This is a genomic window from Burkholderia sp. BCC1988 (assembly GCF_905339895.1).
Classification (GTDB): Bacteria; Pseudomonadota; Gammaproteobacteria; order Burkholderiales; family Burkholderiaceae; genus Burkholderia.
In genome coordinates this window covers 83375-106379 of record NZ_CAJPHA010000025.1, presented here as the reverse complement: position 1 = coordinate 106379, position 23005 = coordinate 83375, and the positions used below count along the sequence as shown (strand labels likewise).

At 68.7% G+C, this 23005-nt stretch carries 18 protein-coding genes; 10 read left to right on the top strand and 8 right to left on the bottom strand.

All coding sequences use genetic code 11. From position 1 onward, the window contains the following. Entirely contained in the window at window positions 1-780 is a 780-nt protein-coding gene (locus U4012_RS29815; RefSeq protein ID WP_044847741.1) for an ABC transporter ATP-binding protein, read from the top strand. 58 nt (window positions 781-838) lie between these two features. On the opposite strand, the gene U4012_RS29810 is transcribed toward U4012_RS29815, so the two are convergent. Further along, window positions 839-1336 carry a GNAT family N-acetyltransferase gene (locus U4012_RS29810; protein ID WP_044847740.1) on the bottom strand — a complete coding sequence of 166 codons (498 nt, stop codon included), beginning with the start codon at window positions 1334-1336 and terminating at the stop codon, window positions 839-841. Between the two features lie 143 nt (window positions 1337-1479). Between U4012_RS29810 and U4012_RS29805 the strand changes: the two genes are divergently transcribed. Further along, window positions 1480-2406, top strand: a complete 927-nt coding sequence (locus U4012_RS29805) for a LysR family transcriptional regulator (RefSeq protein ID WP_321802903.1) — start codon at window positions 1480-1482, stop codon at window positions 2404-2406. Between the two features lie 569 nt (window positions 2407-2975). After that, window positions 2976-4055 (top strand): porin, encoded by a 1080-nt coding sequence (locus U4012_RS29800; protein WP_044847749.1) that lies wholly within the window; start codon window positions 2976-2978, stop codon window positions 4053-4055. Window positions 4056-4219: 164 nt separating this feature from the next. On the opposite strand, the gene U4012_RS29795 is transcribed toward U4012_RS29800, so the two are convergent. Then, window positions 4220-4558: a P-II family nitrogen regulator gene (locus U4012_RS29795; RefSeq protein WP_006398637.1), complete on the bottom strand. Its 339-nt coding sequence runs from the start codon at window positions 4556-4558 to the stop codon at window positions 4220-4222. 98 nt (window positions 4559-4656) lie between these two features. Further along, window positions 4657-6393, bottom strand: coding sequence for an NAD+ synthase (locus U4012_RS29790; protein WP_321802901.1), 1737 nt, complete (start codon window positions 6391-6393; stop codon window positions 4657-4659). Between the two features lie 109 nt (window positions 6394-6502). Between U4012_RS29790 and U4012_RS29785 the strand changes: the two genes are divergently transcribed. Continuing rightward, window positions 6503-7681 carry a GNAT family N-acetyltransferase gene (locus tag U4012_RS29785; RefSeq protein ID WP_321802898.1) on the top strand — a complete coding sequence of 393 codons (1179 nt, stop codon included), beginning with the start codon at window positions 6503-6505 and terminating at the stop codon, window positions 7679-7681. 80 nt (window positions 7682-7761) lie between these two features. Next, the gene (locus U4012_RS29780; protein WP_321802896.1) at window positions 7762-8673 is read left to right on the top strand and encodes a GIY-YIG nuclease family protein; all 912 of its coding nucleotides are present in this window, start codon (window positions 7762-7764) and stop codon (window positions 8671-8673) included. 56 nt (window positions 8674-8729) lie between these two features. Here U4012_RS29780 and ppa read toward each other — a convergent pair whose 3' ends face one another. Further along, on the bottom strand, window positions 8730-9257 hold the full coding sequence (gene ppa / locus U4012_RS29775) for an inorganic diphosphatase (RefSeq protein ID WP_011885693.1): 528 nt from the start codon (window positions 9255-9257) through the stop codon (window positions 8730-8732). Window positions 9258-9873: 616 nt separating this feature from the next. Here ppa and U4012_RS29770 point away from each other — a divergent pair. The 3 genes from U4012_RS29770 to U4012_RS29760 all read left to right on the top strand — a co-directional run bounded on the left by U4012_RS29770 (window position 9874) and on the right by U4012_RS29760 (window position 13587). Further along, the gene (locus U4012_RS29770; RefSeq protein WP_044847737.1) at window positions 9874-11313 is read left to right on the top strand and encodes an aldehyde dehydrogenase family protein; all 1440 of its coding nucleotides are present in this window, start codon (window positions 9874-9876) and stop codon (window positions 11311-11313) included. Between the two features lie 76 nt (window positions 11314-11389). Then, entirely contained in the window at window positions 11390-12148 is a 759-nt protein-coding gene (locus U4012_RS29765; RefSeq protein WP_321802893.1) for an SDR family oxidoreductase, read from the top strand. Between the two features lie 134 nt (window positions 12149-12282). Further along, window positions 12283-13587: an MFS transporter gene (locus U4012_RS29760; protein ID WP_124488442.1), complete on the top strand. Its 1305-nt coding sequence runs from the start codon at window positions 12283-12285 to the stop codon at window positions 13585-13587. Between the two features lie 172 nt (window positions 13588-13759). Here U4012_RS29760 and U4012_RS29755 read toward each other — a convergent pair whose 3' ends face one another. From U4012_RS29755 to hemC, 3 genes are read right to left on the bottom strand one after another with little or no spacing between them, the layout of a single operon-like run. Beyond that, entirely contained in the window at window positions 13760-14947 is a 1188-nt protein-coding gene (locus U4012_RS29755; protein ID WP_044847734.1) for a heme biosynthesis protein HemY, read from the bottom strand. Between the two features lie 2 nt (window positions 14948-14949). Next, window positions 14950-16920, bottom strand: coding sequence for a fused uroporphyrinogen-III synthase HemD/membrane protein HemX (hemDX, locus tag U4012_RS29750; protein WP_321802890.1), 1971 nt, complete (start codon window positions 16918-16920; stop codon window positions 14950-14952). Beyond that, complete coding sequence (gene hemC, locus U4012_RS29745) at window positions 16920-17906, bottom strand: hydroxymethylbilane synthase (RefSeq protein ID WP_321802888.1); 987 nt, start codon at window positions 17904-17906, stop codon at window positions 16920-16922. Before hemC ends, hemDX begins: the two co-directional genes overlap by 1 nt. Before the next feature lie 217 nt (window positions 17907-18123). Here hemC and ppc point away from each other — a divergent pair, with 217 nt between their 5' ends. Further along, complete coding sequence (ppc, locus tag U4012_RS29740; protein ID WP_124571278.1) at window positions 18124-21129, top strand: phosphoenolpyruvate carboxylase; 3006 nt, start codon at window positions 18124-18126, stop codon at window positions 21127-21129. 145 nt (window positions 21130-21274) lie between these two features. Here the strand turns inward: ppc and U4012_RS29735 are convergent, their stop codons facing one another. Further along, complete coding sequence (locus U4012_RS29735) at window positions 21275-22027, bottom strand: class I SAM-dependent methyltransferase (protein ID WP_321802886.1); 753 nt, start codon at window positions 22025-22027, stop codon at window positions 21275-21277. Between the two features lie 162 nt (window positions 22028-22189). Between U4012_RS29735 and U4012_RS29730 the strand changes: the two genes are divergently transcribed. After that, window positions 22190-22999: a helix-turn-helix transcriptional regulator gene (locus U4012_RS29730; protein ID WP_044847729.1), complete on the top strand. Its 810-nt coding sequence runs from the start codon at window positions 22190-22192 to the stop codon at window positions 22997-22999. Window positions 23000-23005 lie beyond the last annotated feature (6 nt).

The window sequence follows — 23005 nt, the reverse complement described above, 5'->3', positions numbered from 1 at the left end:
ATGAATTCCCAGACTCAGAAGCTTTTCGTCGACGATCTGCACAAGCGGTACGGCGACAACGAGGTGCTCAAGGGCGTATCGCTGAAGGCGAACTCGGGCGACGTGATCAGCGTGATCGGCTCGTCCGGTTCCGGCAAGAGCACGATGCTCCGCTGCATCAACTTCCTCGAACAGCCCAACTCCGGCCGCATCTTCGTCGACGGCGAGGAAGTGCGCACCGCGCTCGACAAGACGGGCGCGCTGCGCGCCGCGGATTCGAAGCAGCTGCAGCGCGTGCGCACCAAGCTGTCGATGGTGTTCCAGCACTTCAATCTCTGGTCGCACATGAACGTGATCGAGAACGTGATGGAAGCGCCCGTCAACGTGCTCGGCATCCCGAAGAAGGAAGCCGAAGACCGCGCGCGCGAGTATCTCGAGAAGGTTGGTCTCGCGCCGCGCGTCGAGAAGCAGTATCCGTCGCACCTGTCGGGCGGCCAGCAGCAACGTGTCGCGATCGCGCGGGCGCTGGCGATGCATCCGGACGTGATGCTGTTCGACGAGCCGACGTCGGCGCTCGACCCGGAACTGGTCGGCGAAGTGCTGAAGGTGATGCAGAAGCTGGCCGAGGAAGGCCGCACGATGATCGTCGTCACGCACGAGATGGGCTTCGCGCGCAACGTGTCGAACCACGTGATGTTCCTGCACCAGGGGCGCGTCGAGGAAGAAGGCGTGCCGTCCGAGGTGTTCGCGAACCCGAAGAGCGAACGCTTGCGCGGGTTCCTGTCGGGCAGCCTCAAGTAACGCGCGCTCCTCCGCGCCGCACTGCACGAACGGGCGCCATGCGGCGCCCGTCTTGCGTTTACGCGGCGTCCACCGGCGCGCCGTCGGCGAACGCGCGCAACGCGTCGCCCGCGAGCCGGTAGCGCACCCATTCGCTCTGCGGCGCGGCGCCGACGCTTTCGTAGAAGCGGATCGCCGGCTCGTTCCAGTCGAGCACGCTCCATTCGAAACGCCCACAGCCGGTATCGACCGCGACGCGCGCGAGCGCCTTCAGCAGCCGCAGCCCGGCGCCCGCGCCGCGAAAGCGCGGCGACACGTACAGATCCTCGAGATACAGGCCCTGGCGGCCGAGCCACGTCGAATACGAGAAGAAATACACGGCGAAGCCGGCCGGCTCGCCGTCGACCTCGCAGATCAGCGCACGCGCGGGCGAACCTTCGCCGAACAGGCTGCGCTCGAGCGATGCAGGCGTCGCGACCACTTCATGCTCCGCCTTCTCGTAGATGGCCAGCTCGGTGATGAAACGCAGGATCTGCGGCACGTCGGCGACGGTGGCCGAACGGATGTCGATTTGCACGGTGGGGAGCCCTCCTTCGGCCCGGACTGAAAACGGAATGCGGCGGCGCTCGCTCGCGCAATCGCGCGTGACGCCGCCCGGATCGACATGCTACGTTCACGAGACAACTGCAGGAAGTGCAGTTTCTTCATCCTGACATGAACATGATGCATCCAGAGCTGCGCCGTCTCGACCTGAACCTGCTGCTCGCGTTCGACGCGCTGTACCGCCACCGCTCGGTCGCCGCGGCCGCGCACGAGCTGGCGATGAGCCCGTCCGCGCTCAGCCACGCGCTCGCCCGGCTGCGCGAAGCGATCGGCGATGCGTTGTTTGTGCGCCTCGGCAACGAGATGCAGCCGACCGTGCGTGCCGACGACATCGCCACCTGGGCCGGCGACGCGCTCGACACGATGTCGAAGGGGCTCGCCCGCGCACGCCGCTTCGATCCCGCGCAAAGCGACCGCACGTTCGTGTTCGCCGCGAGCGACTACACGGCGTTCGCCGTGCTGCCGGCGTTGCTCGCGCGTATCGAGCAGGTCGCGCCGCGGCTGCGGATCCGCGTCGTCCACTCCGACCGGAAGATCTCGATCGACGAACTCGCGGCCGGCCGCATCGACTTCGCGCTCGGCTATCACGAGGAGTCGGCCGCCGACGCGCCGGGCATCGAGGATTTCGACTGGTTCTCGGACGACTACGTGGTGATCGCGAGCGCCACGCATCCGGACATCCGCCGCCGGCTGACGCTCGACCAGTACCTCGCGGCACGCCACGTCGTCGTCACGCCGTGGAACGAGTCGCGCGGCGTCGTCGACTACGTGCTCGACCGGCTCGGTCTCGCGCGGCAGGTCGCCGTGCAGTTGCCGAGCGTGCTGGCCGCACCGTTCGTGATCGCGGAATCGGCACTCCTGATGACGGTGCCGAACCGTGCCGCACAGGCGCTGCGCCACGCGGCGCCGATCCGCATCTTCCCCGCGCCGTTCGAGATCCCGCGCTACACGGTGAAGGTCTACTCGCACGCGAAGCATGCGCGCACCGACGCGCACCGGTGGCTGCGCGCGCAACTGCTCGACGTCCGGCCGACAGGCGGTTGAGTTCGACGCTGCGGTGCGGCGCGCGGAGCGCCCGCCGCGCCAGCGTTTCCGGCGCCCGGGCGGCGGCGGACCACTGCCAATTCATTACGAAATACTTACCAATTCCGCGCGTCCCGCGCTTACGCTCGCGCTCCGGCAACGTCAATAGTGACAATCCTTGACCCATCGGCGCCGAATCCGTGTCTCCCTTGTCTCACAAGGGTTTTCCGGGAATCGACGGCCCCTTGGGCACCCGCTGCGCACTGTGTTGCATGGCAAATTGGCGACACGTGTTAGTCAAACAACGATTTCCATCGCCACAAAATTGTATTTTTGCTAAATTAGTAACCAAAGTAGCAAAACGAAGTTCGTGAAATGTAGTTTAGCTTCACGACACAACAAGGAGACCCCGCAAGCCGACCCGGCCGCGCGGGACCGCTCAACGGTTTTCCGTCCGCTTGCCCGCGTGCCGCGCTTACCGGCCCTGCACGAGGTCTCCCTGGTTATCCCGCTTTTCGCTTTTGCCCGGCGCTCGCTGCTCCGGGCATCTCGTGCAGTCTGGGTTGACTTTTTGACAGGGTATGGAGGAGATGATGAAGAAAGCTTTGGTCGCGGCCGCGCTGATGGCTGCTGGGGTGGTTACGGCGCACGCGCAGAGCAGCGTCACGCTGTATGGTCGCCTGGATGCCGGCCTCGAGTACCTGAACGGCCTGCAGAACGGCCACCAAGTGCGCGCGGAAAGCGGCGACTGGGGCACGAGCCTGTGGGGCTTGAAGGGCAGCGAGGACATCGGCGGTGGCAACAAGGTCCTGTTCCACCTCGAAGGCGCGTTCAACACGATGACGGGCGGCTTCAGCGGCTCGATCTGGGATCGTTTCGCGACCGTCGGCATCTCCAACGACCGCTACGGTACGCTGCTGCTGGGTCGCGAACTCGCGATCGCGAACGGCGTGTGGGACTTCGATCCGCTGGGCCAGTCGAGCTGGTCGTCGGCATCGCTCGTGCGCGGCCGCAACTGGAACAAGACCAGCAACAACGTGTCGTACCAGTCGCCGCAGTTCTACGGCCTCGACTTCTACGGCCAGTTCGCGTTCTCGAACTCGACCAGCTTCAACGGCAACACGACGGCCGGCCAGCCGGGTCGTGCAGCCGGCGCACAGGTCACGTACACGAACTCGCTGTTCCAGTTGCGCGGCATCTACGACGAAACGCGCGACAGCAACGGCCGCTTCTCGGACGTGTTCAACTACTCGCGTGAATACTTCGCGGGCCTGAACGTGTTCCTCGGCCAGTTCAAGCTGCAGGCGGCTTACCAGTCGTCGCACGCGGACGGCAGCGGCGGCCCGGCCGTCAACAACGGCATCACCGGCACCCAGCAGGTCTGGGGCGGCGTGACGTGGCAGGCCACGCCGGCGGCAGCGCTGATCGCGGCCGTGTACCACGTGAACGCCAACCACGGCGGCGGCAACGCGAACATCTACACGGTCGGCGGTTCGTACAACATCTCGAAGCGCACGCTGTTCGACGTGCAGGTCGCGACGGTGCGCAACAGCTCGACGGCCAACTTCGGCCTGAACGCGAACGGTGCAGGCACCGCCGTGTCGACGGGCAACCCGCATCCGGGCGGCAGCCAGACCGGCGTCTACGCCGGCATCCAGCACCTGTTCTGATCAGGCGCCGTCCAGAGAACGATTCGACAACACTTTCCACGCTGCTGCGAGAGGCGCGTATCGGTGCGGTACCCTCCCGGGTATCCGCACCGTTTTTTATTGGCGGCCCGGGATCGTGCGATCCGCGGCCCGATCTGCCCTGCCGAACGGGCCGGATGCGGCGCTCAGACCGCCGCTTCGTTCTCTTCGCCGGTGCGGATGCGGATCACGCGCTCGACGTCCGACACGAAGATCTTGCCGTCGCCGATCTTGCCCGTGCGCGCCGCGCCGATCACCGCGTCGATCACCTGGTCGACCTGCGCTTCCGCGACGACCACCTCGATCTTCATCTTCGGCAGGAAGTCGACCACGTATTCGGCGCCGCGATACAGCTCGGTGTGCCCCTTCTGGCGGCCGAAGCCCTTCACTTCCGTCACGGTCAGGCCGGTGAGGCCCACTTCGGCGAGCGCTTCGCGGACTTCGTCCAGCTTGAACGGCTTGATGATGGCGGTGATGCGTTTCATGATGGTTGTCCCTCAATGCTCGTTTGGATGAAAAATCGCAATCCCGATTTTAAGCCGTAAGTGTAAGCCGTAAGCCGGCCGGCCGCGCACGGCGCGGCTCAGTCGAGACGTTCGGTAAAGCGTGACGTGATCGGATAGCGCCAGTCGCGTCCGAACGCGCGATGCGTGACGCGAATGCCGATCGGCGCCTGGCGGCGCTTGTATTCGTTGATCTTGATGAGCCGCGTCACGCGCGCGACGTCGGCCTCCGCATAGCCGGCCGCGACGATCTCCGCGAGCGGCCGGTCCTCCTCCATGTACATCCGCATGATCGCGTCGAGCACGTCGTACGGCGGCAGGCTGTCCTGGTCCGTCTGGTTCTCGCGCAACTCGGCCGACGGCGCGCGCGTCAGGATCCGCTCGGGGATCACGTCGCGCAGTCCGTAGTCCGCAGTGGCGTTGCGATAGCGGCACAGCCGGTAGACCAGCGTCTTCGCGATGTCCTTGATCACCGCGAAGCCGCCGGCCATGTCACCGTACAGCGTGCAGTAGCCGACCGCCATCTCGCTCTTGTTGCCGGTCGTCAGCACGATCGAGCCGAACTTGTTCGACAGCGCCATCAGCAGCGTGCCGCGGATGCGCGCCTGGATGTTCTCTTCCGTCGCGTCCTCCGCGCGGCCCGCGAATTCGCCCGCGAGCGCCGCGCGGAACGCGTCGAACATCGGCGCAATCGCGATCTCGTCGTAGCGCACGCCAACGCGCCGCGCCATTTCCGCCGCGTCGGTGGTCGAGATGTCGGCCGTGTAGCGCGACGGCATCATCACCGCGCGCACGCGCTCGGGCCCGAGCGCGTCGCAGGCGACCGCGAGCACCAGCGCCGAATCGACGCCGCCCGACAGCCCGATCAGCACGCCGGGGAAACCGTTTTTGCCGATGTAGTCGCGCACGCCGGTCACGAGCGCGCGATAGACCTGCGCGTCGACCGGCAGCTCGGGCGCGATCGCACCCGGCAGCGGGCGCGCGCCGTCGAACTCGACGATCGCGTGCCCTTCGTCGAACTGCGGCATCTTCGCGACGAGCGCGCCCTCGCCGTCGAGCACGAACGAGCCGCCGTCGAACACGAGCTCGTCCTGGCCGCCGACGAGGTTCACGTACACCATCGGCAGCCCGGTTTCGCGGATCCGCGCGCGCAGGATGTCGATGCGCAGCGCTTCCTTGTTCATGTGGTACGGCGAACCGTTCGGGATCAGCAGCACCTGCGCGCCGGCGGCCTTCGCGATCTGCGCGGCCGACGCATGCCATGCGTCCTCGCAGATGATCACGCCGTATCTGACGCCGTCGAGCTCGAACACGAGCGGCTCGGTGTCGGTCGCGAAGTAGCGCTTCTCGTCGAACACGTCGGCGTTCGGCAGATCCTGCTTGCGGTAGGTGCCGACGATCTCGCCGCCGACGATCAGCGACACCGCGTTGTAGGTGTCGGCCGGCGGCACGCCGCGCTCGATCGGGCGGTTTGCATTACCATCGACGGCTGGCGCGTGCGGAGCGCCGCCCGACGGAGCGCCGCCCGACGGATCGCCGCCCGCGCTGCGCAACGGATGGCCGACCAGCACCGCGAGCCCGTCGAACGCACGCAGCGCATCGGCGAGCGCGTCGAGCGCGGCGGCCGCCGCCGTGTAGAACGCGGGCCGCAGCAGCAGGTCTTCCGGCGGATAGCCGGACAGCGCGAGTTCGGGCGCGATCATCAGGCGCGCACCATCGTTGTGCGCGGCGCGGGCGGCCGCGACGATCCGCGCGACGTTGCCGGCGAAATCGCCGACGGTGACGTTGATCTGGGCGAGAGCGAGTCGGGTCTTCATGACGGGATCGGCGCAGCCCGGCGGCGCGCCCTGGACGGCTGACGAAAACGCCTCGGAAGCGGGCCACGGCGGCACGCATCCGGCGGCATCCAACTGTACGGATTCACGCTTGAAACACGAACGCATCGATTATCGCACGGGCATCCTGTCGTCCCCCGCGGAGGTGCCGGCCGACGAATGGAACGCGCTGCTCGAGCGCGACGCGCAGCCGACGCCGTTCCTGCGCCACGAATTCCTCGACGCACTGCACGTCGCGCGCTGCGCGGTCGACGACACCGGCTGGTCGCCGCACTTCGTCACGCTGACCGACGCGCGCACCGGCCGGCTCGCGGCGGCCGCGCCCGTCTACGCGAAACAGCATTCGTACGGCGAATACGTGTTCGACTGGGCGTGGGCCGACGCGTACCAGCGCAACGGGCTGTCCTACTATCCGAAGCTGCTGTGCGCGGTGCCGTTCACGCCCGTGCAGGGCACGCGCCTGCTGGCGGCCGACGACGACGCGCGCCGCCGGCTCGCGGCCACGCTGCTCGCGTTCGCCGAGCAAAGCGACGTGTCGTCGCTGCACGTGCTGTTCCCGACCGGCGACGAGGCGCGGCTGCTCGAGTCGATGGGGATGATGCTGCGCGAAGGCGTGCAGTTCCACTGGCTCAACGACGGCTACCGCGACTTCGACGACTTCCTCGGCACGCTCGAGCAGAAGAAGCGCAAGAACATCCGCGCGGAACGTCGCAAGGTGCGCGATGCCGGCGTCACGTTCCGGCGACTCGCCGGCGAGCAGATCACCGACGCCGACTGGCGCTTCTTCTCGCGCTGCTACCGGCAGACCTATCGCGAGCACTATTCGAGCCCGTACCTGAATCTCGACTTCTTCCGTGCGATCGGCGCGACGATGCCGGAGAACCTGCTGCTCGTGATCGCCGAAGCCGACGGCAAACCGATCGCGAGCTCGCTCGCCGTCTACCGGCGCGGCGCGAACGGCAGCGGCGGCACGCTGTACGGCCGCTACTGGGGCGCGCTCGAACACGTGCCCTGCCTGCATTTCGAAACGGCCTACTATCAGTTGCTCGAATTCTGCATCGAGGCCGGGCTCGACACGTTCGAGGGCGGTGCGCAAGGCGAGCACAAGCTCGCGCGCGGCTTCCTGCCGACCGTCACGCATTCCGCGCACTGGCTCGCGCACCCGGCGTTCTCCGATGCGGTCGCGCGCTTTCTCGAACGCGAGACCGAGCATATCCACGCGTACGTCGACGAGCTGCGCGAGCACGATCCGTTCCGGCGGGGGCCGTGACGGCGGGCGCGAATCATGTCGCTTGCGGCGGCACGCGCCAATTCTGAGACACTGACGGCTTCGCATCCCGCCGCCTCCCCATGTCCTGGTTTCTGTATCTGATCGAGTGTGCCGACGACAGCGTCTACACCGGCATCACGACCGACGTCGCCGCGCGCTTCGACGAGCACGCATCCGGCAAGGGCGCGCGCTATACGCGCTCGCGCAAGCCGCGCGCGGTGCTCGCGTCGTTCCCGCTGCCCGACCGGTCGATCGCGTCGCGCGCCGAGTACTGGGTGAAGCGGCTGACCGCCGCGCAGAAGCGCGAACTGGCGGCAGGATTGCGGACGCTGGAATCGGTGCTGCCGGCTGTGGTGACGATCGGCGGGGAAGTCGACGCGGACGGTTTGAAGGCCGGCACGCGGCGGCGAAAAAAAGCGAAGAAGGCGCCGCAGCCCGCCGAAATCGCGATGCAGGCGGTCGAAACGGAACGACCCGTCCGGAAAGCCGCGAAGGCCGGTAGTGACGGGAAAGCATCGCGGTCCGGCAAGACCTCGAAGTCCGGGCAAAGCGCGCAGGCTCGTGCGAAGACGAAGGCAGCTCCAGCCAGCAAGCGTGCGACGAACGGCGACGCTGCCGAAGCAAGCAAGGCCGCGTCGCGCAGCACGGCGGCAAAGCAGGACAAGCCCGCCGTCAACTCGACGCCGAAACGGAAAGCGCCGGCGGCCGGCGGCAAGTCCGTCGCGAAGGCACGCGCCGGCAGCGGCTCGACATCGCCGGCGCGCCGCGGTACGTCGGCGGCCGGAAAGGCCAGAACCGAAGCCGTCGAAGCCGCTGCTCCGGCCACCACCGAGCGCGGCGCAACGGGCGCCACTCGCTCAACCGGCGCAACGCGAGCGAAGCGTACGAAAACCTCGCCGAACGCCGCCGCGCTGCCAGCGCCCACCCGCACACGCAAGAACACCACCATCGGCGCCAAACCGCGCACAAAACAAAACCGCGCGGCCTCCTGAGGAGACACGCGCGGTTTGCGTTCCGAACGAGCCGGCCGCGAGGCCGGCCAGCCGGCTTACTTCTTGTAGTTCGCGGCGCCGTCGGCGATTTCCTTGTGCGCGGCGTCGATGCCGGCCCAGCCTTCGACCTTCACCCACTTGCCCTTCTCGAGCGCCTTGTATTGCTCGAAGAAGTGCTTGATCTGGTCCTTCAGGTACTCGGGCACGTCGTCGATCGACTTCAGGTTCGCCGTCATCGGGCAGACCTTGTCGTGCGGCACGGCGACGAGCTTCGCGTCGACGCCCGACTCGTCGGTCATCTGCAGCATGCCGAGCACGCGCGAACGCACGATCGAGCCGGCCAGCAGCGGGAACGGCGTGATCACCAGCACGTCAACCGGATCGCCGTCGCCCGACAGCGTCTGCGGGATGTAGCCGTAGTTCACCGGATAGCGCATGCCGGTACCGATGAAGCGGTCGACGACGAGGAGGCCCAGCTCCTTGTCCGCCTCGTACTTCACCGGATCGCTTTGCGCGGGGATCTCGATGATCACGTTGAAATCGTGCGGCAGGTCCTTGCCGGCCGGAACATGATTGAAGCTCATAGCGCTCTCTGTTGGTCGATGGAATTCGGGACAGGGGCGCCGCGGCCGTTGCACCGCCGCGGGCGTCCCCGCAGGGAATGCGCCATTATAGCCAATCGACCGGTGGCGTCCGGATGACGATCGGCGCGATAATCGTTCCTGATGTCCGGCCATCGAACCCCGGGTGATGTTGCATGGAACCCGAGTGAGCGTTGAAGCGCCAACTCGGATCGACCGCGAAGCATGGAACCCGAGCAAGCGCTATAGCGTCAACCCGGGTCGACCGCGAAGCATGAGACTCAAGTAGGCGCTGAAGCACCAACCCGGGTCGACCGCGAAGCATGGGACTCGAGTAGGCGCTGAAGCACCAACCCGGGTCGACCACGAAGCATGGGACCCGAGCAAGCGCTATAGCGTCAACCCGGGTCGACCGCGAAGCATGAGACCCGAGTAGGCGCTAAAGCGCCAACTCAGGTCGACCGCGAAGCATGGGACCCGAGCAAGCGCTAAAGCGTCAACCCGGGCCGACCGCGAAGCATGGGACCCGAGCAAGCGCTAAAGCGCCAACCCGGGTCGACCGCGAAGCATGGGACCCGAGTAGGCGCTAAAGCGCCAACTCGGGTCGACAGGAGCACGCATGGAAGAAGCGAAGCACTTCATCGCAGGCGAATGGACGTTGCCCGCGCAACTGGAGACGATTCCGGTCGTCGACCCGTCCGACGGCCAGCCGTTCGCGACGATCGCGCGCGGCACGGCGCCCGACATCGAACGCGCGGTCGCCGCCGCCCGCGACGCATTCGCGGGCCCGTGGGGCGCGGCGAGCGCCGCAGAGCGCGGCCGGGTGCTGATGCGGCTGTCCGCGCGCGTCGCCGACCATCTCGAGGAACTCGCCGCGATCGAGGCACGCGACACCGGCAAGCCGCTGAAGCAGGCGCGTGCCGACGCCGCCGCGCTCGCCCGCTACTTCGAGTTCTACGCGGGCGCCGCCGACAAGCTGCACGGCGAAACCCTCCCCTATCAGGCCGGCTACACGGTACTGACGGTGCGCGAGCCGCACGGCGTCACCGGCCACATCGTGCCGTGGAACTACCCGATGCAGATCTTCGGGCGCAGCGTCGGCGCGGCGCTCGCGGCCGGCAACGCATGCGTCGTGAAACCGGCCGAGGATGCGTGCCTGTCGGTGCTGCGCGTGGCCGAACTCGCCGCCGAAGCCGGGCTGCCGGCCGGTGCGCTGAACGTGGTCACCGGCTACGGCCATGAAGCGGGCGCGGCACTCGCGCGCCATCCCGGCATCGATCACATCTCGTTCACCGGCTCGCCCGCGACCGGCAAGCTGGTCACGCAGATGGCCGCCGAAAACCACGTGCCCGTCACGCTCGAACTCGGCGGCAAGTCGCCGCAGATCGTGTTCGCCGACGCCGATCTCGAAGCGGCGCTGCCCGTGCTCGTGTCGGCGATCGTACAGAACGGCGGGCAGACCTGCTCGGCCGGCAGCCGCGTGCTGATCGAGCGCGCGGTGTACGAGCCGCTCGTCGAACGGCTCGCCACCGCGTTCAACGGGCTGCGGGTCGGCCCGAGCCGCGCGGATCTCGACTGTGGCCCGCTGATCAACGCGAAACAGCAGCAGCGCGTGTGGGACTTCCTGTCCGACGCGCAGCACGACGGCATCCCGATGGCCGGGCACGGCCAGGTCGTCGCCGACGCGCCCGAAAGCGGCTTCTACCAGGCGCCCGCGCTGCTGCGCGACGTGCCGGCGTCGCACCGGCTCGCGCAGGAGGAAGTGTTCGGCCCGGTGCTCGCCGCGATGCGCTTCGTCGACGAAGACGAAGCGGTCGCGCTCGCGAACGGCACGCCGTATGGCCTCGTCGCGGGCATCTGGACCCGCGACGGTGCGCGCCAGCTGCGTCTCGCGCGCCGCCTGCGTGCCGGCCAGGTGTTCATCAACAACTACGGCGCGGGCGGCGGCGTCGAGTTGCCGTTCGGCGGCGTCGGCCACTCGGGCCACGGCCGCGAGAAAGGCTTCGAGGCGCTGTACGGTTTCACGACGCTGAAGACGATCGCGATCCGGCACGGCTGAACCAGACGAACGCGGCCGGCAACGGACCGGCCGTGTCCCGCAGCACCCTGCACGCATCCAGCACAGGAGACACACCATGCGGTTGAGCGGCAAGACGGCCCTCGTCACGGGCGGCGGTTCGGGCTTCGGCGAAGGCATCGCGAAGACCTATGCGCGCGAAGGCGCGAACGTCGTCGTCAACGACCTGAACGGCGCGGCGGCCGAGCGCGTCGCGAGCGAGATCGCGCTGGCGGGCGGCAAGGCGATCGCGGTCGCGGGCGACGTGTCGAAGGACGCCGACTGGCGCGCGCTGCTGCAGGCCGCGCTCGACGATTTCCATTCGGTGCAGATCGTCGTGAACAACGCCGGCACCACCCATCGCAACAAGCCGGTGCTCGACGTGACGGAAGCCGAGTTCGACCGCGTGTACGCCGTCAACATGAAGAGCCTGTTCTGGAGCGTGCAGACCTTCGTTCCGTATTTCCGCACGCAGGGCGGCGGCGTGTTCGTGAACGTCGCGTCGACGGCCGGCGTGCGGCCGCGCCCGGGCCTCGTCTGGTACAACAGCACGAAGGGCGCGATGATCACCGCGAGCAAGTCGCTCGCGGCCGAGCTCGGCGCCGACCGGATCCGCGTGAACTGCATCAACCCGGTGCTCGGCGAGACGGGCCTGATGACCAAGTTCATGGGCTGCGAGGACACGCCGGAGAATCGCCGCCGGTTCCTCGCGACGATTCCGCTCGGCCGCTTCTCGACGCCGCAGGACATCGCGAACGCGGCCCTGTACCTCGCATCCGACGAAGCCGAGTTCATCACCGGCGTCTGTCTCGAAGTCGACGGCGGGCGCTGCATCTAGCCGCACGGCCGTGATGGCGCCGCGCCGGCAGCGCCGGCCGGCGCCGCATCCACGCATCGTCATTGCTTCGCACGACACCGGATCGGGCGCCGCCGCGCCGGCTCCGGCCACCACAAGAAAGGACAGGAGACAACATGGCAACATCGACGCAGTCGCTGCCGGGCTCGTCCGGCGCATTCGAGGAAGCAACCTACCGCAAGGTGTCGTGGCGGCTCACGCCGCTCCTGCTGCTGTGCTACGTGGTCGCGTATCTCGACCGCGTGAACGTCGGCTTCGCGAAGCTGCAGATGGCGAGCGACCTGAATCTCAGCGATACCGTCTACGGGCTCGGCGCCGGGATCTTCTTCTTCGGCTACTTCCTGTTCGAAGTGCCGAGCAACATCATCCTGCACAAGGTCGGCGCGCGCGTCTGGATCGCGCGCATCATGGCGACGTGGGGCGTGATCTCGATCCTGACGATGTTCGTCACGACGCCCGCGATGTTCTACGTGATGCGCTTCCTGCTCGGCGTCGCCGAGGCCGGCTTCTTCCCCGGCGTGATCCTGTACCTCACCTACTGGTATCCCGCGCACCGGCGCGGCCGGATGACGACGTTCTTCATGACGGCAGTCGCCTTGTCCGGGGTGATCGGCGGGCCGATCTCCGGCTTCATCCTGAAGGCGTTCAACGGCGTGAGCGGCTGGCACGGCTGGCAATGGCTGTTCCTGCTCGAAGGGATCCCGTCGGTGCTGGCCGGCGTGCTGGTGTTCTTCGCGCTCGACGACCGGATCGCGAAGGCCAAATGGCTCACCGACGACGAAAAGGCGCTGCTCACGCGCAACGTCGACGCGGAGGAAGCGACCAAGGAGGACCTGCCGCTCGGCGCGGTGATGGCGAGCCCGCGCGTGTGGCTGATGGCGCTCATCTACTTCTCGTTCGTGATGGGGCTGTACGGCGTCGGCTTCTGGCTGCCGACGATCATCAAGGCGACCGGCGTGACCGACACGTTCATGATCGGGCTGCTGTCGGCGGTTCCGTATGCGGCGGCGGTGGTCGCGATGATCCTGATCGCGCGCAGCGCGGACAAGCGCCGCGAACGACGCTGGCACCTCGCGATTCCGGCCGCATTCGGCGCGCTCGGGCTCGTGCTGTCGGTGATCTGGGCGCACCAGACGGCGCTCGCGATGCTCGGCCTCACGCTCGCGACGATGGGCATCCTGACGACGCTGCCGCTGTTCTGGAGCCTGCCGACCGCGTTCCTCGGCGGCGCGGCGGCCGCGGCGGGCATCGCGATGATCAACTCGATCGGCAACCTCGCGGGCTTCCTGAGCCCGTACATGATGGGCTGGCTCAAGCAGGCGACGGGCGCCAACGACGCGGGCATGTACATGCTCGCCGGGTTCCTCGTGCTTGGCGGGCTGCTCGCGCTGTCGGTGCCGAAGCGGCTCGTCGACAAGTGACGTGACGCGGCGCGCCGCGATGCGGTTCGTCGCGAGCGACGACGACTTGCCGCGCCGGCTCCGCGCATAGCGCGTCCGGTCCGGTCCGGCGAGCCGGGAACGCATAAGAAAAGCCCCGAAGGCCATCCGGCGTTCGGGGCTTTTTTACGCGCGGCGGGCGAGCGCCGCCGCGTCAGACCACGGTGATCGCGAGCGCGCTTTCGCGGTAGTGCTTCGCCGCCTTGTCGGTTTCGCCGAGGTGCTCGAACAGGCGTGCGAGCGCACGGTGCGCACGCACCTTCAGCGCCTCGTTGTCGGCCTGCTTCAGCGCGGCTTCGAGGAACGACTGCGCCTTGCCCCACAGCTGCTGCTGCTGGCAGAGACGGCCGAGCGCGAACAGCAGGTCGGCATCGTCCGGGTGATCCTTCTTCCAGCCTTCGGCCTTCTGGATCAGCGGCAGCGCATCGCCGCCGGCCGTGTCCGGATAGCGGCGCAGCAGGCGCGCATCCCAGTTGTGCGCGAGCGCGTCCTCGACGATGCGGCGCGCTTCGGTGCGGCGCTCGAGCGTCACCAGCAGCTCGGCCGCGAGATCGGCCAGGCGCGGCGACTGGCGCTCGAGCGGCGACAGCGATTGCCACACCTCGAGCAGCGCGTCCGGGTCGTGCCGGCGTTCGCGCAGCAGGTTCTCAGCCGCCTGCTGGCGCAGCCGCACGGCCGCGGCCGGATGCAGCGCCTCGCGCTTCTCGAGCGCCTTTGCGAGCTTCAGCACCTCGGCCCAGTTCTTCAACTGCTGCTGCGCGCGCAGCGCGACCTGCTGCGCATGGATGCGCTTGCCGCCCGCCTGCAGGTCGGCCAGCGCGGCGAGCGCGCCGTCGGCATCGCGCGCATCCGCGCGCATGTCGGCCGCGGCGAGCAGCCGTGCGTCCTGCCATTCCGGCGCGTCGACCTTCGACAGCCAGTCGTCGCGGCGCGTGTACTCGTGCATCCGGTGCGCGGCGGTGGCCCCGACGAGACTCGCGGCGCCCTGGTTCGCATCGACCGCGAGCGCGTCGCGCGCGGCCTTTTCGGCGCGCGAGAAGCGGCCCGCGTACAGGTTCGCGATCGCGTCGCGCAGCGACGCCTGCGCCTTCTCGTTGCGCGAACGCGCACGATACGCGGCGACCCGCTGCGGCATGCGCCAGATGTTGCGCACGATGCGCAGCAGCGCGTACACGACGATGAACAGCACGACGATGGAGATCACGAACAGGTTCAGCGACACGTCGACCCGGTACGGCGGATAGACGAGCAGCACCTGCCCCGCGTCGAAATGGCCGACGGTGGCGAGTGCCGCGGCGATCGCGAACAGGATCGCGAGCCAGACGATTCCTCGAAGCGTCATCGTTACCCCCGGCTCTTGAACTGCTGAACGGCGTTCAGGCTCGTGTTCAGGTTCGGCACCGCAACCGTCAGCGATGCACCGTCGACCTGCTTGAGCAGATCCTCGACGGTCTGCGTGTCCTTCGATGCCTGGTCGAAATACTTGCCGAGCGACGCCTGCGCGGCGTGCAGGTCGGCCTTCATCGCGCCGTCGTTGCGCGCGAGCAGCGACAGCCGCGCGGTGAGCAGGCGCAGCTTCACGTTCTCGCGCACGAAGTAGCCCTGGTCGGGCGACGCGAGCATCGCGTCGGCATTGTCGATCCGGCGCACCTGCACGAGGCCCTTCAGCTGCTCGCCGAGCCCGGCCGAGAAGTCATGCCACCACACCTTCCAGCGCGGCGTGTCGGCTGCCACCGGCGACGCAGCCTCGGCCGGCTCGGCCTTCGGCGCCGCGTGCGGGACCATCGCCTCGCCCGACAGCGGCAGCGCGTCGATCTTCGCGATCGCGTCGTCGAGCTTGATCGCGAGGCCCGTGAGGTCGGCCGACGGCGCGGCCTTCAGCTTCTCGATGTCCTGCGCGAGCGCCTTGCGCACCGTGACGGCCTGCGCGCTCTGCGACGTCGCGAGGCGCGCGTCGGCATTCTGCAGCGCGATCAGCGCGAGCTGCGTGTTGCCGGTGAGCTGCAGTTGCTGGCTCGCGCTCGACAGCATCTGGTCGACTTCCTCGAGCATCCACGCGTCGCGGTTGCGCGACAGGTCCTGGTATTGCTGCTGCAGCGCCTGCTGCGCGCTCTGCGCGTCGGCGAGCTTGCCGTCGAGCTGCGCGAGCTGCGTGTCGATCTGGTGCGTGCCCGCGAGCGCCTGCTCGGTCTTCATGCGGATCTCGGCCGTCTGCGCATCGAGCGCCTTCTGGCGTGCGACGAACGAATCGTCGAGCCGGTCGACCTTGCGGTTCAGCGCATAGCCGCCGGCGCCCGCCGCGCAGCCGAGCACGACGACGACGAACCACAGCACCGCGCTGCCGCCGCGGCGCGCAGGCGGTTCGGACGCCATATAGGCGGGACGGGACGGCGGTGCGGAAGCAGCGGCCGGCTGGGAAGCGACGCTTTTGGAATCGTTGGTATCTGTCATGCGTTTAGTCACCGGTGCGGCTGTCGCCGGTTGGACGGCCTCGTCGGCCATCGTTCGAAACGCGCGGACGATGCGCTCATCGCCCGCGCCGGTCAGCGTAATCCTATCAAAACCCAGTGCGCGCGCGGTCTGCTCGATGCGCGGGTGCGGCGTCACGAGCGGCGCGTGCTTCAGCGCCTCGATCTCGGCGTCGTTCAGGTGCGTGCGCGCGAGTTCGTGCAGGTTGCGCACGCCCTCCGAGCTCGTGACGAGCCACGCGTGCGGCGCGCCGGCGAGCAGCGCATGCACGCGCTCCCACGCGCCGACGCGCGGCTCGGGCACGACGCGCCGGTACGCAGCCACCAGCGTGACGTCCGCGCCGGCTTCGCGCAGCCGCTCGGCGAGCCATTCGCGCCCGCCGTCGCCGCGCACGATCAGCACGCGCTTGCCCGCCAGCGCCTGCGCGCCGCCGAACGCGGCCTCGATGCTCGCGAACAGGCTTTCCGAATCGTAATGCGGGACGCCACCGTCGGCGGGCGCCTGCGGCGCGATCACGCGATGCGCGGGCGCCGCGATGCCGTGGCGCTCGAGCGCCGCGACGCTGCCGGGCCCGACGACGCCGACCGGCAGCGCATTCGGCCAGATCGCGCCGTACTGCGCGAGTGCGCGGTCGATCGCGTTCGGCGATACGAAGATCACGAGCGCGTAGTCGGCGAGCGCCGCGAACGCGGCGTCGAGCGGCGCCGGATCGTCGACCGGCGCAATGTCGATCAGCGGGAATTCAAGCACGTCGCAACCGGCCTCGGCCAGTTGGGCCGCCAGCGCGGCCGACTGGCCGTCCGGGCGTGTCAGGACGGCGGTGAACGCGCGCGCGCCGCCCGCCATCAGGCGTCGCCCTTGCCGGCCTGCGAGCCGGCGAGCAGTGCGTTGACGATGTCGAGCGCGCCCTGCGCCTCGAGCTCGTCGGACACCGCGCGGCCGAGCGCGAGCGCATCGGCGACGGTCATCACGGCACCGCACTCCTCGGCGGTCAGCACGCGCCGGCCGTCGGTCGTCGACACGCGGCCCGTCAGGTACAGCTCGCCCGCGCGCCACACCGCGTGCGCGGCAAGCGGCACCTCGCAGCTGCCGCCGAGCGCGCGCGACACCATCCGCTCGGCCTCGACCGCGAGCGCGGTCCGCGGGTCGTGCAGCGGCGCGAGCCATCCGGCGACGTCCGTGCGGTGCGCGGCGATTTCGATGCCGAGCGCGCCCTGGCCGGCGGCCGGCGGGCTGTCCTCGACGTCGATCAGCGCGCGGATCCGCGCTTCGAGGCCGAGACGCTTCAGGCCCGCGGCCGCGAGGATGATCGCCGCGTAATCGCCGCGATCGAGCTTCGACAGGCGCGTGTCGAGGTTGCCGCGCAGCGGCAGCACGTCGAGGTGCGGATAGCGCGCGCGCAGCATCGCCTCGCGGCGCAGGCTCGACGTACCGACGACGGCGCCGGCCGGCAGCGCGTCGAGCGACGCGTAGTCGTTCGACACGAACGCGTCGCGCGGATCCTCGCGCTCCATGATCGCGGTCAGCGCGAAACCGTCGGGCAGCGCCATCGGCACGTCCTTCAGCGAATGCACGGCGAGGTCGGCACGGCCGTCGGCGAGCGCATTCTCCAGCTCCTTCACGAACAGGCCCTTGCCGCCGACCTTCGACAGCGTGCGATCGAGAATCTGATCGCCACGGGTCGTCATCCCGAGGATTTTCACGTCACAAGCTGGATATAATTTGCGCAGCGCATCACGCACATGTTCGGCTTGCCACATCGCGAGGCGGCTCTCGCGCGAAGCGATCGTCAGCGTCGCGGGAGCTTGTGCCGCAAGAGTCTCGGAATTCATTGCTGGAACATCGAAGGACGGGATTGAAGATCGAACAATGGTAGCACGCACGCCCCGGCCCGCCCGGGCCCGGAGCCTGCGCCCGCCGCGCTTCGGCGCAGGCGGCGACACCGATGCGCGGATGTGCCGCACGTAGCTGGTTGCTTGACCGCAGTTCCCGTAGTTTCCGCAGTCCCCGCAGTCCCTTTTGACTCGAGCTTTCCCAAGGAAACCCATCGTGAAGTCTTCCGGATCGGCGCGTACGGCGCGCCGCAATGCTGCCCTGCCCTCCTCCGATGCCCCGACGGGCACCATCGCCACCGCCGCGAACGGCCGTGCGAAAACGGCAACGAAACCGAAAGACCCGATACGTCAGACAAAACGCGCGATCAAATCCGCCGCCCCGGCCGCCCGCAAGGCCGGCGCGGCGAAGCCCGGCGCCCGCACGCGCGAGGACAAGGACGGTCCGCTGTTCGAGGACATCCGCTACCTCGGCCGCCTGCTCGGCGACGTGGTGCGTGAACAGGAAGGCGACACCGTGTTCGACGTCGTCGAGACCATTCGCCAGACGGCGGTGAAGTTTCGCCGCGAGGACGACAGCGAGGCCGCGCAAACGCTGGAGAAGAAGCTGCGCAAGCTGACGCCTGAGCAGACGGTGAGCGTCGTGCGCGCGTTCAGCTATTTCTCGCACCTCGCGAACATCGCGGAAGACCGCCACCACAACCGCCGCCGCCGCATCCACGCGCTGGCCGGCTCCGCGCCGCAGCCCGGCACCGTCGCATACGCGCTCGAGCAGCTGAAGACGACCGGCAACGCGTCGAAGCGCCTGCTGCAGCGCTTCTTCGACGATGCGCTGATCGTGCCGGTGCTGACCGCGCACCCGACCGAAGTGCAGCGCAAGAGCATCCTCGACGCGCAGCACGACATCGCGCGCCTGCTCGCCGAGCGCGACCAGGAGCTGACCGCGCGCGAGCGCCAGTACAACGAATCGATGCTGCGCGCGCGCGTGACCGCGCTGTGGCAGACCCGCATGCTGCGCGACGCGCGCCTGACGGTCGGCGACGAGATCGAGAACGCGCTGTCGTACTACCGCGCGACGTTCCTCGACGAATTGCCCGCGCTGTACGGCGACATCGAGGCCGCGCTCGCCGAGCACGGCCTGTCCGCGCGTGTACCGGCGTTCTTCCAGATGGGCAGCTGGATCGGCGGCGATCGCGACGGCAACCCGAACGTGACCGCCCCGACCCTCGAAGAAGCGATCAACCGCCAATCCGCGGTGATCCTCGAACACTATCTGGAACAGGTGCACAAGCTCGGCGCCGAGCTGTCGGTATCGAACCTGCTGGTCGGCGCGAACGACGCGGTGAAGGCGCTCGCGGCCGCGTCGCCCGACCAGTCGCCGCATCGCGTCGACGAACCGTATCGCCGTGCGCTGATCGGCATCTACACGCGGCTCGCCGCAAGCGCGCGCGTGCGGCTCGGCGAAGGCACGGTGCCGGTACGCAGCGCCGGCCGCGGCGCGCCGCCGGTGCGCGCGGTGCCGTACGCCGATTCCGAGGCCTTCGTCGCCGACCTGAAGGTGCTGACCGCCTCGCTCGACGAGCATCACGGCGCGTCGCTCGCCGCACCGCGCCTTACGCCGCTCGTGCGCGCGGCCGAAGTGTTCGGCTTCCATCTCGCGAGCATCGACCTGCGCCAGAGCTCCGACATCCACGAAGCCGTGGTCGCCGAGCTGTTCGCGCGCGCCGGCGTCGAAGCCGACTACGCGGCGCTCGCCGAGGAAGACAAGCTGCGCGTGCTGCTGGCCGCGCTTGCCGATCCCCGCCCGCTGCGCTCGCAGTACCTCGAATACTCGGCGCTCGCGCAGAGCGAGCTCGGCGTGTTCGAGAAAGCCCGCGAGGTCCGCGCGCAGTTCGGCGCGCGTGCGGTGCGCAACTACATCATCTCGCACACGGAAACCGTCAGCGACCTCGTCGAGGTGCTGCTGCTGCAGAAGGAAACGGGCCTGCTCGAAGGCACGCTCGGCCACCATGCGAAGAACGGCCTGATGGTGATTCCGCTGTTCGAGACGATTCCCGACCTGCGCGACGCCGCGCGCATCATGCGCGAATACTTCGCACTGCCGGGCATCGACGCGCTGATCGCGCACCAGGGCGCCGAACAGGAAGTGATGCTCGGCTACTCGGACAGCAACAAGGACGGCGGCTTCCTCACGTCGAACTGGGAGCTGTATCGCGCGGAACTCGCGCTCGTCGACCTGTTCCGCGAACGCAAGATCACGCTGCGCCTGTTCCACGGCCGCGGCGGCACGGTCGGCCGCGGGGGCGGCCCGACCTACCAGGCGATCCTGTCGCAGCCGCCGGGCACCGTGAACGGCCAGATCCGCCTGACCGAACAGGGCGAGGTGATCGCGAGCAAGTTCGCGAATCCCGAGATCGGCCGGCGCAACCTCGAGACGGTGGTCGCCGCGACGCTCGAGGCGTCGCTGCTGCCGCAATCGAACGCGCCCGCGCAACTGCCCGCGTTCGAAGCCGCGATGCAGACGCTGTCCGACGCCGCGATGGCGTCGTATCGCGCGCTCGTCTATGAAACGCCCGGCTTCACCGACTACTTCTTCTCGTCGACGCCGATCACCGAGATCGCCGAGCTGAACATCGGCAGCCGCCCGGCCTCGCGCAAGCTGCAGGATCCGAAGAACCGCAGGATCGAGGATCTCCGCGCGATCCCGTGGGGCTTCTCGTGGGGCCAGTGCCGGCTGCTGCTGACGGGCTGGTACGGCTTCGGCAGCGCGGTGAGCGCGTATCTCGACGGCGCGCAGGACGCGGCCGAGCGCACGAAGCGCGTCGCGCTGCTCAGGAAGATGAACAAGACCTGGCCGTTCTTCGCGAACCTGCTGTCGAACATGGACATGGTGCTCGCGAAGACCGATCTCGCGGTCGCGTCGCGCTACGCGCAGCTGGTCGCCGACCGCAAGCTGCGCAAGCACGTGTTCGAGCGGATCGTCGCGGAATGGGAGCGCACGTCGCAGGCGCTCGCGGAAATCACCGGGCACGAAGGCCGCCTCGCGACCAACCCGCTGCTCGCGCGCTCGATCAAGAACCGCTTCCCGTATCTCGATCCGCTGAACCACCTGCAGGTCGAGCTGATCAAGCGTCACCGCGCGGGCGACTCGAACGCGCGGCTGCGCCGCGGGATTCACCTGACCATCAACGGGATCGCGGCCGGCCTGCGCAACACGGGCTGATCCGAGCGCGGTGCGGGCCTGCCCCGCGCCGCGCCGTCATCGCGAAACGAAAGCCGCAAATCGAAAGCCGCGATACGCGACCGCGTATCGCGGCTTTTTTCATCGAACGGCGCGACGGCACCGGCCGCCGTGCCGTCCGTCGCGCTCATTGCGCGTCGATCAGCAACGCGTCGTGCTCGAACGAGCCGTCCGGCTGCACCGCGTAGTAGCCGCGCACCTCGTCGGGCGCATGCGCCCACAGCGCACGAATGCCCGCGACGCTGTCGGCCGGCGTGCGAATCCGCTCGACCCACGTAGCGAAATCGATCGGCAGGCGCCAGCGGCTCTGCACGTGCGCGTCGAACCCGGCGTCGCGGAACATCGCGAGCCATTCGTCGGCACGGTAGTCGCGCACGTGCGACGCATCGCGCAGCACTTCCGCGGCCTGCAGATACGTGTCGAGCAGCGGATGGTCGTTGCCCGCGATGTCGATCATCAGCACGCGGCCGCCGGGCTTCAGCACGCGGCGCACCTCGGCAAGCGCCGCGCGCACGTCGTGCCAGTGGTGCGCGCTCATCCGGCTGACCACCCAGTCGAAGGTGCCCGCGTCGAACGGCAGTTGCTCGGCGGGGCCCTGCTGCGTGCGAATGTTCGCGAGCCCGCGCGTGCGCGCGGCGGCATCGACGGTCGCGAGCATCGGCGCGGCGAGATCGTACGCGACCACGTCGCGCACGTGCGGGGCAACCGCGAAGCTCGCGTGGCCGGCGCCGCAGCCGAGATCGAGCACCGCGGCTTCGGGCGTCGCGCGCACGGCGTCGGCCAGCGCCTGCAGATCGGCACCCGTCGCGTGGACCGTGCTCGTCAGGTAGGCGGCGGCCGTCGTGCCGAATGCGTCGGCGACCTGGTCGTGGTGTTTCATCGTTCGCTCCTTCCTTGGGTGGGGTGCTCGCTGCCTGTCAGCGCGCGAATCGCTACAATAGGGCCGCGCTTGTACCAGTACAAGTTAAGCAGTTATTCTGGTATTTGTTACACCTGCCTGATCCTTGCCGCGCACTCAGCGCCCCTTTTCAGCCGTTTCCGCATGAACCAGCCGTCGTCCGCCCCCACCCCGCCCCTCGATGCGACGCCCGCCCGCGCGCTCGGCGAATTCATCCGCGCACACCGCGAGCGGCTGTCGCCGCAGGCCGTCGGCCTGCCGCCCGGCCCGCGCCGCCGCACGCCGGGGCTGCGGCGCGAGGAAGTCGCGCAGCTGTGCGGCGTCAGCCCGACCTGGTACACGTGGATCGAGCAGGGCCGCCCGGTGTCGGCATCGGCCGATGCGCTCGCGCGGATCGCCGTCGCGCTGCAATTGTCGAAGGCCGAACGCGCGTACCTGTTCGAACTGGCCGCACAGCGCGATCCGGCCGAGCCCGACGTCGCGGCCGGCGACTTGCCGCCGACGCTCGCCGCCACCGTCGCCGCAATCGCCACGCCGGCGTACGTGCTCGACCGGCAATGGAACGCGCTCGCATGGAACGCGCCGGCCGCCGCGCTGTTCACGGGCTGGCTCGACGACGAGCACGACCGCAACCTGCTGCGCTTCACGTTCATGGCGCCGGCCGCGCGCACGCTGATCGTCGACTGGGAAACCCGCGCGCGCCGGCTCGCGGCCGAATTCCGCGCCGACTCGATCCGCCACCTCGCCGATGCGCCGACCCGCGCGCTGATCGACGCGCTGATGGCCGGCAGCGATGCCTTCGCGCAGTACTGGGCGTCGCAGGACGTGTTCGAGCGCGAAGGCGGCCTGCGCGAATTCGACCATCCGGCCGACGGCCGCCTCGTGTACCAGCAGATCACGCTGAAACCCGCGCACCGCGAGGACCTGAAGCTGGTCGTGCTCGTGCGCGATTGACGCGGC